This is a genomic window from Lapillicoccus sp., from assembly GCF_046595215.1.
In the GTDB taxonomy this organism is placed as follows: Bacteria; Actinomycetota; Actinomycetes; order Actinomycetales; family Dermatophilaceae; genus Lapillicoccus.
Map to the genome: position 1 here is coordinate 1 of NZ_JBKJPP010000132.1, position 13,719 is coordinate 13,719.

Genomic DNA, 13,719 nt, shown 5'->3' on the forward strand with positions numbered 1-13,719 from the left:
CGACGTCGATGGTGATTGGCCGGACCGTTTTGAGCCAGTGGAGTCCTTCATCGGCCCTGGTGCCCGGGGCGAGCGGGAGGACCACTTGAATGTTGGTGCGGCCGCGGGTTTGCCGCGGACATCAACGAAGGGCACCCTGGTGGCAGGTGCCGGGTTGGTGTCGGGGGGTGCGTCGTCGCCGTAGTGACGGCCCCCTGCGTCTGCGGCGAGCCGCGTCGCCACGTGATGCACCAAGCGGTCGATGCTCACTCCGACGTGTCGCCATCGACAACTTGTCTTGGCCCATCGCCGAGTTCACTCCAGTGCTCGAGGCCAAACCCAGGTTTCGCGAACATTTCTCCCGTGCGGCACGCGCTCCACTTCGCGAGCACTTCAGGTGGGTCCCGTCGGGACCTTGACGAGCGGGGAGAGGAGTAACAGACTTCCTTACCTGGGAACGTTGATTCCTGGAAGCGAGGCGATGACGTGGCGGCCTACTCCTACCGGTGCAGCGACGACGGGGAAGTCTTCGATCTGTCTGCCCCGATCGGAACCGCTTCAGCCCAGGAGCCGTGCCCGGTGTGCGGGGCGCCGGCGAGCCGCCTGATCAGCGCGCCGATGCTGTCGCTGGCGCCGACGGCGTTCGTGCGGGAACTGGACCGGGCCGCGCAGACGGCCGACCACCCCGACGTCGTCACTTCGCTTCCTCCTCCGAGCCGTCGCCGCCGACGACCGGACACGGGCAACCCTGCACTGCGGCGGCTGCCTCGGCCATGACTGACATCGGGCGTGTTGCACACGATCGACCACCTCACCACGTTCGGCCCCCACAAGCCCCATCATCGACTCTCGGAGGACCCCATGCCCGACCTCGTGTTCAGCGTCGACCAGGCGAAGTCCATGCGCGACCAGGCTGTTCCCGGCCACAACCGATGGCACCCCGACGTACCAGCCGCGGTCATGGTGCGCCCGGACTCCGACATTCGCATCGAGTGTCGTGAGTGGACCGACGCGCAGATCGGCAACAACGACTCAGCGAACGACGTCCGTGACGTGAAGCTGGACGGCTGCCATATGCTCAGCGGCCCGATCGGCATCGAAGGAGCCGAGCCGGGCGACCTGTTGGTGGTCGACATCTTGGACCTGGGACCCGTGCCCCAGGAGGTGGGAGAAGCGCCTGGGCAGGGATGGGGCTACACAGGCGTGTTCTCGAAGCAGAACGGTGGCGGCTTCCTCACCGACCACTACCCCGATGCGTACAAGGCAATCTGGGACTTCCATGGGCAGGTGGCCACATCCCGCCACATCCCCGGGGTTCGGTTCACCGGTATCACCCACCCCGGCCTGTTTGGCACCGCGCCCTCGGCTGAGCTGCTGGGCCGGTGGAACGAACGTGAGCGTGCCCTCATCGCGACAGATCCGGACCGGGTGCCCCCGTTGGCGCTCCCCCCGCTGGAGTCCGGCACGCTTGCGGGCACGGCGACCGGGGAGACGCTTGCAGCAATTGCGCGGGACGGCGCGCGCACCGTGCCGCCTCGCGAGAACGGTGGCAACCACGACATCAAGAACTTCTCCCGCGGATCACGGGTCTTCTACCCAGTGCACCAGGCAGGGGGGCTGCTCTCTGGAGGCGACCTGCACTTCAGCCAGGGGGACGGCGAGATCACCTTCTGCGGCGCGATCGAGATGGGCGGCTTCATCGACTTCCACGTCGACCTGATCAAGGGTGGCATGGAGACCTACGGCGTGACGACCAACCCGTTCTTCATGCCCGGCAACGTCGAGCCGCGGTACAGCGAGTTCGTGACCTTCATCGGCATCTCGGTGGACCACGAGACCAACACCAACTACTACAACGACGCCACCCTCGCCTACCGCAACGCGTGCCTGAACGCGATCGCTTACCTCAAGAAGTTCGGTTACTCCGGCGAGCAGGCCTACCTGCTGCTCGGAGCAGCACCCATCGAAGGTCGCGTCAGCGGTGTGGTGGACATCCCCAACGCCTGCTGTTCTCTTTACCTCCCAACGCAGATCTTCGACTTCGACATCAGGCCCGGAGGTGCAGGGCCTCAGAAGGCCGACCGCGGCCAATGCGCCGTCTCGTCCTGACGGGCCCTTGAGGTGGCGCGTCCGCCTTCGGGCCGCGTGTGGGTCCGGAATTCGCCGCACGACCTCAATGGGAAACCTCGATCGTTCCGCGTGCGGATTGCCTGACGCTCAGATCTGTCCCGTGGGTCACCCGAGCGGCGTACGACGTGTGTGCTGGACTGCCCGGTGGCCATGCCGCCAGGAACTGGTTGCGCCACGCCACGGCGTCGTAGCGCAGGGGCAGAGCGTCGCAGCGCACGCCATCCAACGTCGTGCCGTAGAGGCTGTCCGAAGGGGTGACGGGCTGGGCAGACAGGCGGGTCACGACCCCTTCGCTGCGATGGTGGAAGTCTGGCAGGCCGGCGGCGCCGTTGTTGATCACCACATGTCGTTGGCCGTCGACCTGATAGTCCTGCGCGTAAGGAAGGCCGGTGTGGGTGCACGCCAGCACGCGTACCTGCGCCCGGCGCAGCCAGTCGGCGACGGTGGCTTGCGTCGTTGGCGTTCCTCGCCAGCCCGTCGACTGCCGCACCGCCGCGTCGCCGGGCTCAAGCGCCTCCAGGGCGAGGCTCCACCCGGCGAGGCTCTCAGGGTCCCCGTGGATGACACCGACCCGCAGGCCCCCAACGTTGATCGTCAGGTGTCGCGGGAGCGGGGCGAGCAGCTTGACGAGGTCGTCGTGCCTGCTGGCGGTCTCGCGCAACTCGGCCACCACTGCGTTGGAGCGTTCAACAATGGCGTCGTCGATGTAGTCCGGGTACGCGCAACCACATCCGGCGTCGTCCGCGCCCGCGATGAGAGCGGCCTCGACGTTGCCGAGAGTCATGAGATGACGGGCCACCCCGCGCCCGACAGTGCTGAAAGCGTCGTCCTCGATGTCGAGATGGTGGAAGTCGCCGTTGAAGACGATCGTCGCTGGCGGGTCCTCCTGCTCGGCACGAGCCAGGACCGCAGTCAGCGCGGCGACGTTGCCGTACAGGCAGCCGACGATGAAGAGGGTTGTCGCGGTGCGCTGCGAGGGGATCGCTAGGTCCTCCGGCCGGTAACGGTAGGACATCGGACAGGATCGCCCAGGAACAGCCATGATGTGCTCCTTGCTCAGCCGTTCAATTGGCCCAACACACGGAAAGCCATGCAACGTCGGCGGTCTCGAGGACGCCCTGAGACCGTCCTCCAACACTGTAGGACGCGCCCGCGCTCGAGAGCAGTCCCCTTCACATCCAGCGCTGCAGCGATCGCGCCCGAGACGACGCCCGGTGTGGGCCAGCAGCGCTCCTTCGTCCGAGCGTCTCCGTGCGGCTGTTCTGGCTCAGAGGCGGGGTTCACAGTCCCAAGATCAACCCAGGATCGACCCCCTGTCGCCAACCCCGTCGGCCCCTGCCCCAAGGCCGTCGTTCCCCTCTGCACGAGCCACCATGCCCGCTAGTCACGTCGACGTCGGCACGTCCACCACTGACCGTCCACTATTCAGCATGTCGGGACGCTTGCGTCCCCACATGCACCCACGTCGTCGGGCGCCACGGAGACGCGTCACCTCATCTGCGCGTCTCCTCACGTGCGGGGGTCAGTCCCGGCCGGTGAGACTCCACGCGTCCTCGCTGCCCTCGTCGCCGTCGACCTCGTCGTGGCCCTCCGGCGCGAGGGAGTCCTTCGTCGTCCACCGACTCGTCGGAGCCGGGACCGGGGCCCGGGCGTCAGGAGCCTGATCGTCGAACGGGTCGTCCTCGTCCCCCGAGGGCACGGACGTGCCCACCGCGGCACCCGGGACTGCGCCGAACGCCGCCGCCGAGGTGGGGATGTCGTCTCCGCGCAGGAGGGCGAGAGTGGCGTCGAGGTCGTCGGCCTTGACGAGGACGTCCCGGGCCTTGGACCCCTCGGACGGGCCGACGACGCCGCGTGACTCGAGCAGGTCCATCAGTCGGCCGGCCTTGGCGAAGCCGACCCGCAGCTTGCGCTGGAGCATCGACGTCGAGCCGAACTGGGTCGTGACGACGAGCTCGGTCGCCTGGAGGAGGACGTCGAGGTCGTCGCCGATGTCGTCCTCCATCTTCTTCTGCGGGGCGACGACGGTGACGTCGTCGCGGTAGGTCGGCTTCAGCTGCTGGGTCACGCTTCTGACGACGGCGTTGACCTCGGACTCGGTCACCCAGGCGCCCTGGACGCGCATCGGCTTGTTGGTGCCCATCGGCAGGAAGAGCGCGTCACCCTGGCCGATGAGCTTCTCGGCGCCGGGCTGGTCGAGGACGACCCGGGAGTCGGCGAGCGAGGACGTCGCGAACGCCATCCGCGACGGGACGTTGGCCTTGATCAGGCCGGTGACGACGTCCACGGACGGGCGCTGCGTCGCGAGGACGAGGTGGATGCCGGCGGCCCGGGCGAGCTGGGTGATCCGGACGATCGACTCCTCGACGTCCCGCGGCGCCACCATCATCAGGTCGGCGAGCTCGTCGACGATGACGAGCAGGTAGGGGTAGGGCGCGATGACCCGCTCGGACCCGGGCAGCGGCTTCACCTTGCCGGCACGCACCGCCTTGTTGAAGTCGTCGACGTGCTTGTAGCCGAACGCCGCGAGGTCGTCGTAGCGGGTGTCCATCTCGCGCACCACCCAGGCCAGGGCCTCGGCGGCCTTCTTGGGGCTGGTGATGATCGGGGTGATGAGGTGCGGAATGCCCTCGTATGCCGTGAGCTCGACCCGCTTCGGGTCGACAAGGACCATCCGGACCTCGTCCGGCGTGGACCGCATGAGGACCGACGTGATCATGGCGTTGACGAAGGCCGACTTGCCCGCCCCGGTCGCTCCCGCGACGAGCAGGTGCGGCATCTTCGCGAGGTTGGCGATGACGTAGCCGCCCTCGACGTCCTTGCCCACGCCGATGACCATCGGGTGCTCGTTGTTGCGGGCGGTCTGGCTGCGCAGGACGTCGCCGAGGGACACGGTCTCGCGGTCGGTGTTGGGGATCTCGATGCCGATCGCGGACTTGCCGGGGATCGGGCTCAGGATGCGCACGTCAGCCGAGGCAACGGCATACGCGATGTTCTTGGAGAGGGCGGTGACCCGCTCGACTTTCGTGGCGGGGCCGAGCTCCACCTCGTAGCGTGTGACCGTCGGCCCACGGGTGAAGCCGGTGACCTGCGCGTCGATCTCGAACTGGTCGAAGACCTCCGTCAACTTCTCGACGACGTGGTCGTTGGCGACGCTGCGGGTCCGGTGCGGCGCCCCCGGCGCCAGGAGGGCGTGGTCGGGCAGCGTGTAGGCGATGTCGCCGGTCAGCGAGAGCTGCTCGACCCGTTGCGGCAGCGAGGTGGTGGGAGGCGCGACGAGACTCTCCTTGGGTCCTACGTCGGCCACGCCGTCGGATCCTGGGGCGAGGACGCCCGGGGCGGTCGGCCTCTTCTGCCCGGGGCGCAGCCGCTTGCCGTCGGCGCCCACCGGGGTGACGACCGCGGCCTGCTCGAAGGCCTCGTCGCCGGTGAGCCCGTCGCCGAGCCGGTCGCCGCCGTCGGGGTCTGAGGCCCGGGCCGCCGCATCCTTGGTGTCCTTTGTCGGCGTCCCGTGGTGCAGGAGGCGGTCCCGCAGCTCGCGGGCGCGGTCCGGGATGTGGCGCACCGGGGTGGCCGTGATGACGAGGATCCCGAAGAACCCCAGCATCAGCAGGATCACCAGGGCGCCGTAGCTCGAGACGGCTGCGGCCAGCGGGCTCGACGCGAGGAACCCGATGATCCCGCCGGCAGCGCGCATCGCGTCGGCCCCGCCTGGCGGGTTGGGGATGCCGTCGGCGAGGTGCGCGATGCCGCTGGCGGCGAAGGTCAGCGCCGTGGTGCCCACGCCGATGCGGTTCGTCGCAGCGGAGTCCTGCGGGGCACGCAGCAGGCGAAGGCCGAGGACGAGGAGCACCAGGGGCAGGGCGTAGGCGACGCGGCCGAGGGTGCCGGCGACGATCGCGTGGATGGCGTCGCCGACGACGCCCTGGACGTTCCACCACTCCCGTGCCGCGACGATGACCGCCAGCCCGATGAGGGTGAACCCGATCCCGTCCCGGCGGTGCTCCGGCTCGAGCTCCCGGGCCGACGTACCGACGCGGCGGACGGCTCCCCCGGCGAGGTGGGAGACGCCCATCCACGTGCTGCGGACGGCGCGCAGCGGCAGGGGCAGACCACCGGACCGCGCCTTCGAGGACTGCCTGGGAGCGGGCTTGCGCGGGGCCGGCCGCCCGTCCCGCCCGGAGGCCGGACGCGACGAGGTGCCGCGTGAGCCGTTGGGGCGCGCGGTGGCCGAGCGAGCCGAGGTGGAGCGCGCAGAGGTGGGGGACGGACGTGACGCCATGGTCCGAACCGTACGGGAAAGTCACCTGAGAAACACGCGTCACACGCGTGACAGTCGTTCGGTATGGCGTTGGGGTCTGGCCGTTGGGGTCATGGCCCCGTCTCAGCTGACGAGAGGCGCGTCTCTGGTGATGGACAGACGTGGAGACCCTTCGCTATGTTGACGGCCAAGGTCATGAGTGCCAGCGCACAGCCCCGGCTTGCTGGCCAGCAACCCTCCTCCGCGGTGGGGTGCTCCGGGTGACGACCTGGCCTCCCGCCAGGACCGGTGCGAGGCAAGCGCGGATCTGCTGCACCAGCAGGTCCTTGGACCCGCCCGGAGCGCCCCAATGTCGATTGCCAGCACGGACAGCACCGTTTCCCCCCGGCACACGAAGGCCCCGAGCCGGTTGCACGTGGTCCGCCCCTCCACGGCACCGGCCGGGACGGCAACCGTGCCGCGCACCGTCGCGGACGGCCTCCCGGTGCCGACCCTGGGCGGGACCGTCGACTACGCCAACTTCGACCACGCCGCCTCCACCCCCGCGCTCGTCAGCGTCAAGGCTGCCGTGGACGCCGCGCTGCGGACCTACTCGTCCGTCCACCGCGGCAACGGTTTCGCGAGCAAGGTCACGAGCGCGTGGTACGAAGAAGCCCGGGCCGAGGTCGGGTCCTTCGTCGGCGTGCGCGCCGCCGACACGGTGATCTTCACCCGCAACACGACCGACTCGTTCAACCTGCTCGCGCGCGCCCTCCCCCGTGACACCACGGTCTTCGTCTTCGAGACCGAGCACCACTCGACGTTGCTGCCGTGGGGGGCCTCACGGACCGTGAGCCTGCCCGTGCCCGCCTCCATCGAGCAGGCCCTGGACGACCTCACCGCGGCGCTGCAGCAGGCGTCGACCTGCAACCGTCTGGTGGTCGTGGCCGGTGCCTCCAACGTCACCGGTGAGCTGTGGCCGCTGGAGGAGATCGTCCGGATCGCCCGCCGGCACGGGGCCCGGGTCGCCATCGACGCTGCCCAGCTGGCGCCGCACCGGCCCATCGACATCGAGACCACGGGCGTCGACTACGTCGCCTTCTCGGGTCACAAGCTCTACGCACCTTTCGGGGCAGGTGTGCTCGCCGGCCGGGCCGACTGGCTGGACGCCGCCGATCCCTACCTGCGCGGTGGCGGCGCGACGGTCAGGGTCACGGCCACGCCAGCCACGCCGGCCACCTGGACCACCGGAGCCGCCCGCCACGAGGGCGGCAGTCCGAATGTCATTGGCGCCATCGCCCTGGCTGCGGCGTGCGCGGCGTTCTCCGCGAACCACTCGGCCATCGAGGCCCACGAGGAGTCGCTCCTCGCCCGGCTACGCCACGGCCTCGCGGCCGTCCCCGGCATCGACACGTGGTCGATCTTCGGAGAGACCCACGACCGGGTCGCGGTCGTGGCGTTCACGATCGAGCGGCTCGACTCCTCCCTCGTCTCGGCGATCCTGTCTGCCGAGCACGGCATCGGGGTGCGCGACGGCAAGTTCTGCGCGCACATCCTCGTCGACGAGCTCCTCGAGGACCCGTGGGGCGAGGTGCCGGCGACGGCGGTCCGGATCAGCATCGGCCTGAGCAACACCGCCGAGCACGTCGACCGGCTCCTGGGCGCCCTCGTCGAGCTGGCGGCCCATGGCCCGCAGCGGCAGTACGTCCGCACGGAGCAGGGCTGGCTCCCGGCCGGCGACACCCGCGAGCTGAGCCTGCCCCGCCCCTGGTGACGGTCGGAACGGTCACCCTGGCCCACGTCAACGTGACGGGCACCTCACACGGTTTGTTGACCGCGCCCTGACGCTCCTCGAACACTCGGCGGGGATGCTCGATCCAGCGCGCGGACCCCGTCCGGGCCCATCGACGAAGGAGAACGACCGTGTGGAAAAAGGCAACGACCGGCGCAGTTCTGGCAGCAGCCCTGCTCGGCACGGCGGGGGTCGCGATGGCCTCGGCCGAGGGCACGACACCCGCTCCGGGCAGCACGACCGCCGCGGCGGGGACCCCGACCGGCGGCGCGGCGTCCCCGAAGGACGGCACGAAGCACCGCGGAGCGGAGCGCGGCGAGAGAGGCGGCTTCGGCAAGGGCGTCCAGCACGCCCAGTGGGTCGCCAAGGACAAGGCCGGAGCATTCGTCACCCACGACGCGATCACCGGTGAGGTCACGGCGGCATCGGCCACCTCCGTCACGGTCAAGGCCGAGGACGGCGTCAGCCTCACCTTCGCAGTCACCGCCGACACCACGATCCGGCTGCGGCCCGCCGCCACCAGGCCCGCAGACAAGCCGGCTGCCAAACCTGGTGAGAGCAAGCCCGGTGACACCCCCGCAGCAAAGGGCAGGGCGGGCACGAGCACCGACCTCAAGGTCGGCCAGCACGCCACCGTCAGCGGGACCGGCACGGACGCGTTGACCGCCGCCCACGTCGGCGTCCGGACCGGCTGACCCGCCAGTCCGCCATCACGGGCCACGGAGAGTGGCCCGGACTGCCGCGTGGTCGGCGCCGTCGATGCTGTCGGTGCCGGCCACGACGACGGTGGGCGGTCATCGCTCAGCCAGCATTCGGTATGCCGGGCGCGCACTCCGGGCCTGACGTCGCCCGCCAGGACCATCGTCTCCACGCCTGGGCGTGACGCGACCGAACGGTGTACCGCAGGCTCTGGTCAAGGACGAGCACCACCACGCTGAGGACGGCTCCGGCGAGCGCGAGGCGACGGAAACGGCATACGAGGGCAGACGTGGTGACCAGCACCGTGGCCGCGCCGACGTCGCCCGCGGAGCACGGTCGGTCAGGCCTCGATGACGACCGGGATGATCATCGGACGGCGCTTGATCTTGCCCCCGACCCAGCCGCCGATGGTCCGGCGGATGATCTGCTGCAGCTGGTACTCGTCGCGGACACCGTTGCCGGTCGCCTCCGCGAGCGCCTGCTCGATGCGCGGGATGACCTGGTCGAAGACGGTCTGGTCCTCGGCGAACCCGCGGGCCGTGATCTCCGGTCCGGCGGCGATCTTGCCCGTGGCCGCGTCGATGACGACGATGCAGGTGATGAAGCCCTCGTCACGCAGGATCCGGCGGTCCTTGAGCAGCGTCTCCGTGGTCTCACCGACCGACGAGCCGTCCACGTAGATGTAGCCGCAGGAGACCTCCCCGACGATGGCGGCCCGACCGTCGACGAGGTCGATGACGCTGCCGTCCTGGGCGATGACGACGCGCTCGCGAGGCACCCCGGTCTGGATCGCTAGCTCGGCGTTCGCGACGAGGTGGCGGTACTCGCCGTGGACCGGCATGACGTTGCGTGGCTTGACGATGTTGTAGCAGTAGATCAGCTCGCCGGCGCTGGCGTGGCCCGAGACGTGGACCTTGGCGTTGCCCTTGTGGACGACGTTGGCGCCGAGCATCATCAGGCCGTTGATGACCCGGTAGACGGCGTTCTCGTTGCCGGGGATGAGGGAGCTGGCCAGCAGGACGGTGTCGCCCCTGCCGACCTCGATGCGGTGGTCGCGGTTGGCCATCCGGGACAGCGCGGCCATCGGCTCGCCCTGGCTGCCGGTGCAGATCAGGACGACCTCGTCGTCGGGCAGGTTGTCGAGCTTCCTGACGTCGATGAGCACGCCGTCAGGCACGTGGAGGTAGCCGAGGTCGGCCGCGATCCCCATGTTGCGGATCATCGACCGGCCGACCATGGCGACCTTGCGGCCGGCCTTCTCGGCCGCGTCGAGGACCTGCTGGACCCGGTGCACGTGGGAGGAGAAGCAGGCGACGATGATCCGTCGCTCCGCATGGCGGAAGACCTTGTCGATGGCCGGGGCGATCTCCCTCTCCGGCGTGGTGAAGCCGGGGACCTCGGCGTTCGTCGAGTCGGTGAGGAAGAGGTCGACGCCCTCCTCGCCGAGGCGGGCGAAGGCGCGCAGGTCGGTGAGGCGGTTGTCCAGCGGCAGCTGGTCCATCTTGAAGTCACCGGTGTGCAGCAGCGTGCCCGCCGGAGTGCGGACGAAAACTGCGAGCGCGTCGGGGATCGAGTGGTTGACCGCGACGAACTCGAGGTCGAAGGCGCCCAGCTTCTCGCGCTGCCCCTCCCTGACGGTGAGGGTGTAGGGCTTGATCCGGTGCTCCTTGAGCTTCGCCTCGACGAGGGCGAGCGTCAGCTGCGAGCCGATGAGGGGGATGTCGGGCTTGCGCCGGAGCAGGAACGGGACCGCCCCGATGTGGTCCTCGTGCCCGTGGGTGAGCACGATGGCCTCGACGTCGTCGAGCCGGCCGTCGAGGTACTCGAAGTCCGGGAGGATCAGGTCGATGCCGGGGTGGTGGTCCTCGGGGAAGAGGACGCCGCAGTCGATGATGAGCAGCCGGCCCCCGGTCTCGATGACGGTCATGTTGCGGCCCACCTCACCGAGCCCGCCCAGGGCGACGACTCGTAGGCCGTTCGGCGCGAGGGCTGGGGGAGGAGTCAGCTCGGGGGTGACGACGGTCAACTGATTCCTGACGTGGAGAGGGCCTGGCGGAGGGCGGTGAGGTGCTCGGGTGGTGACTCGAGCAGTGGCAGGCGCACGGCGGCGGAGTCGATGACCCCGAGCTCCTTCAGTGCGGCCTTGGCCATGATCGCGCCCTGGGAGGTGTTCATGACCGCATCGACGATGGGGATCACCCTGCGGTGGAGGGCGATGGCCGCCGGCAGGTCCCCGGCGTCGACGGCGGCGAGCATCGCGGCATACTCCGTGCCGGCGACGTGTGTCGTGACGCCGACGTAGCCGACCGCTCCCTGCGCGAGGTGCGCGAGGGTGAGGACGTCGTCGCCGGAATACCAGAGCAGGTCGGTGGCGTCGAGGACGTGCGTGGCTGCCCACAGGTCGCCCTTGGCGTCCTTGACCGCGGCGATGCGGGGGTGGTCGGCGAGCCGGATGAGCGTCTCGCTGGCGATGGCGGTCCCGGTGCGACCGGGGATGTCGTAGAGCATGACGGGCAGGTCGGTCGCGTCGGCCACGGCGGTGAAGTGCGCGTGCAGGCCGTCCTGGGTCGGACGGTTGTAGTACGGCGTGACGACCAGCAGGCCGTGCGCGCCGGCCGCGGCCGCCGCCCGGGCCGAGGCGATCGTGTGGGCAGTGTCGTTGGAGCCGACCCCGGCCACCACCTTGGCGTGGTCGCCGACGGCCTCGAGGACCGCCTCGAGGATGGCGACCTTCTCCTCGTCCGAGGTCGTCGGGGACTCTCCCGTGGTGCCGTTGACGACGATGCCGTCGTGGCCGTGGTCGAGCAGGTGGAGCGCCAGCTGCCGGAGTCCGTCGAGGTCGAGGGCGCCGTCGGGCCGCATCGGGGTGGCGATGGCCGTCAGGGCGCGACCGAACGGCGGCGTCGGGCTCATGGTCTCAGGCTATCGCCCTCGCGGCTCGGTGGGATGCGGTGGGCCAGGGAGGCGGTGGGCGCTGCGTTACCGTGGCCAGCGTGCGCCAGTACCTCGAGCTCCTCGACCACGTCCTCACCACCGGCGTCGAGAAGGGCGACCGCACCGGCACCGGCACGCTGAGCGTGTTCGGCTACCAGATGCGGTTCGACCTCGCCGAGGGGTTCCCCGCCATCACGACCAAGAAGCTGCACCTGCGCTCGATCATCGGCGAGCTGCTGTGGTTCCTGCGCGGCGACACCAACGTCCGCTGGCTGCAGGAGCGCGGCATCTCGATCTGGGACGACTGGGCGGACGCCGAGGGCGAGCTCGGTCCCGTCTACGGCTACCAGTGGCGCTCCTGGCCGACGCCGGACGGAGGGCGGATCGACCAGATCGCCAGGGTCATCGACGCGATCCGGACCAACCCCGACTCGCGCCGCCACCTCGTCTCGGCCTGGAACGTCGCGGACCTCGACGACATGGCGCTGCCGCCGTGCCACACGATGTTCCAGTTCTACGTCACGCCGGCGACCCCGCAGCGGCGGGCGCGCCTCTCCTGCCAGCTCTACCAGCGGTCGGCCGACATCTTCCTCGGCGTCCCCTTCAACATCGCGTCCTACGCCCTGCTGACGCTGATGGTCGCCCAGATCTGTGATCTGGAGCCGGGTGAGTTCGTCCACACCCTCGGCGACGCACACCTCTACCTCAACCACCTCGACCAGGCCCGGCTCCAGCTAACGCGTGAGCCGTTCCCCCTCCCGCAGATGAAGATCGCGTCCGGCCGGGCGATCGACGAGTTCGACCTCGGGGACTTCGAGCTCGTCGGCTACGAGGCGCACCCCTCGATCAAGGCACCGATCGCCGTATGACCGCCCTGACCCTCATCGCCGCGGTCGGCCGCAACGGTGTCATCGGCGCCGACAACGAGATGCCCTGGCACCTGCCGGAGGACTATGCGTTCTTCAAGCGGACGACGATGGGCCACGTGATGATCATGGGGCGCAAGACGTTCGACTCGATCGGTCGGGCGCTGCCCGGTCGGCGGACGATCGTCATCACCCGCCAGCCGGACTGGGCCCACGCGGACGTGGAGACGGCCCACTCGTTGACGGACGCGCTCAGCCTGGCGGGGCCCGCCGATGAGGTTTTCGTCTGCGGCGGCGGGCAGGTCTATGTCGAGGCGATGCCGTTTGCCCGTCGGCTGCTGATCACCGAGGTCGACCAGGAGCCTTCGGGCGACGTCGTGTTCCCGGTCATCGAGCCGGCGCTGTGGCGGGAGACAGGTCGAGAGCCTCGGGACGGCTTCTCGTGGGTGGCCTATGAGCGCGCCTGAGGTCGAGCGCCCGGCGCTCGCCCTGGTGGCCTTCCGCGTGTATGCCGCGTCGCTCGGCTGGGGGATGTTGGCCGGGGCCGTCTCGGGATCCCTCTACCTCGCACTGAGCGTGGCGCTCCACGGGGGTCTCACCGGCTCTGACGGGGTGGGGTTGCTCTTCGGGGCCGCCTACGGCGCTCCCATCGGGTTCCTCGCGGGCGCTGTCCTCGGGATCGGCGCGGTGCTGGGGACGCTGTTCGGCGCCCGCTCCGGATCGCTCCGGCGGGCGGCGTGGTCCGCGCGGTTCGGCTATCTCGTCGCGGCCGCCCTCGTCCTGATCGGATGGCGGTTTGGTGTCGGCAGTGGCAGCGACCGCTGGTCCGAGTGGTCGCTCGTCACCGTGATAGCGCTGGCGCTCGCATTCGGCGCCTGGCGCAGCGGACGAGCGACCCGCCGGGCCATGGTGTCACCGCCGTCCCCACGGACAGCGCCTCCACCCCGCCGAGCCTGAGCACGCGACTCCTGTGCCTGCCGACTGGGACGACGGCCGTGCAGAGCCTGGGACGACGGCCGTGCGCAGTGGGGGACGACGGCTGTGCGCGTGGCGCACGGGTCAGCAGGGCGGGCCGTCGC

The 13,719-nt window shown here is 70.0% G+C and carries 10 protein-coding genes and 1 riboswitch; of the genes, 6 read left to right on the forward strand and 4 right to left on the reverse strand.

Going from position 1 to position 13,719, the window contains the following annotated elements; genetic code table 11:
• Positions 1 to 840 precede the first annotated feature (840 nt).
• Positions 841 to 2,088 carry a formamidase gene (fmdA, locus tag ACLL9L_RS11625; protein WP_411284822.1) on the forward strand — a complete coding sequence of 416 codons (1,248 nt, stop codon included), beginning with the start codon at positions 841 to 843 and terminating at the stop codon, positions 2,086 to 2,088.
• Positions 2,089 to 2,152: 64 nt separating this feature from the next.
• Here the strand turns inward: fmdA and ACLL9L_RS11630 are convergent, their stop codons facing one another.
• Entirely contained in the window at positions 2,153 to 3,151 is a 999-nt protein-coding gene (locus ACLL9L_RS11630) for a metallophosphoesterase family protein (protein ID WP_411284823.1), read from the reverse strand.
• 480 nt (positions 3,152 to 3,631) lie between these two features.
• On the reverse strand, positions 3,632 to 6,391 hold the full coding sequence (locus tag ACLL9L_RS11635; RefSeq protein WP_411284824.1) for a DNA translocase FtsK 4TM domain-containing protein: 2,760 nt from the start codon (positions 6,389 to 6,391) through the stop codon (positions 3,632 to 3,634).
• 170 nt (positions 6,392 to 6,561) lie between these two features.
• Positions 6,562 to 6,678: riboswitch (SAM riboswitch) on the forward strand.
• 41 nt (positions 6,679 to 6,719) lie between these two features.
• Here ACLL9L_RS11635 and ACLL9L_RS11640 point away from each other — a divergent pair.
• Positions 6,720 to 8,123, forward strand: coding sequence for an aminotransferase class V-fold PLP-dependent enzyme (locus ACLL9L_RS11640; RefSeq protein WP_411284825.1), 1,404 nt, complete (start codon positions 6,720 to 6,722; stop codon positions 8,121 to 8,123).
• Between the two features lie 149 nt (positions 8,124 to 8,272).
• Positions 8,273 to 8,836, forward strand: coding sequence for a hypothetical protein (locus tag ACLL9L_RS11645; protein ID WP_411284826.1), 564 nt, complete (start codon positions 8,273 to 8,275; stop codon positions 8,834 to 8,836).
• Positions 8,837 to 9,180: 344 nt separating this feature from the next.
• Here the strand turns inward: ACLL9L_RS11645 and ACLL9L_RS11650 are convergent, their stop codons facing one another.
• Together ACLL9L_RS11650 and dapA are read right to left on the reverse strand one after the other, a co-directional pair.
• Positions 9,181 to 10,866: a ribonuclease J gene (locus tag ACLL9L_RS11650; protein WP_411284827.1), complete on the reverse strand. Its 1,686-nt coding sequence runs from the start codon at positions 10,864 to 10,866 to the stop codon at positions 9,181 to 9,183.
• A complete protein-coding gene (gene dapA, locus ACLL9L_RS11655) occupies positions 10,863 to 11,753 on the reverse strand; it encodes a 4-hydroxy-tetrahydrodipicolinate synthase (RefSeq protein WP_411284828.1) in 891 nt (296 codons plus the stop codon). Before dapA ends, ACLL9L_RS11650 begins: the two co-directional genes overlap by 4 nt.
• Before the next feature lie 80 nt (positions 11,754 to 11,833).
• Here dapA and ACLL9L_RS11660 point away from each other — a divergent pair, with 80 nt between their 5' ends.
• The 3 genes from ACLL9L_RS11660 to ACLL9L_RS11670 are packed head-to-tail and all read left to right on the forward strand — an operon-like array spanning position 11,834 to position 13,597.
• Entirely contained in the window at positions 11,834 to 12,643 is an 810-nt protein-coding gene (locus ACLL9L_RS11660) for a thymidylate synthase (RefSeq protein ID WP_411284829.1), read from the forward strand.
• Positions 12,640 to 13,107 (forward strand): dihydrofolate reductase, encoded by a 468-nt coding sequence (locus ACLL9L_RS11665; RefSeq protein ID WP_411284830.1) that lies wholly within the window; start codon positions 12,640 to 12,642, stop codon positions 13,105 to 13,107. Before ACLL9L_RS11660 ends, ACLL9L_RS11665 begins: the two co-directional genes overlap by 4 nt.
• The gene (locus tag ACLL9L_RS11670; RefSeq protein ID WP_411284831.1) at positions 13,094 to 13,597 is read left to right on the forward strand and encodes a hypothetical protein; all 504 of its coding nucleotides are present in this window, start codon (positions 13,094 to 13,096) and stop codon (positions 13,595 to 13,597) included. The genes ACLL9L_RS11665 and ACLL9L_RS11670 overlap by 14 nt, the downstream gene beginning before the upstream one ends.
• Positions 13,598 to 13,719 lie beyond the last annotated feature (122 nt).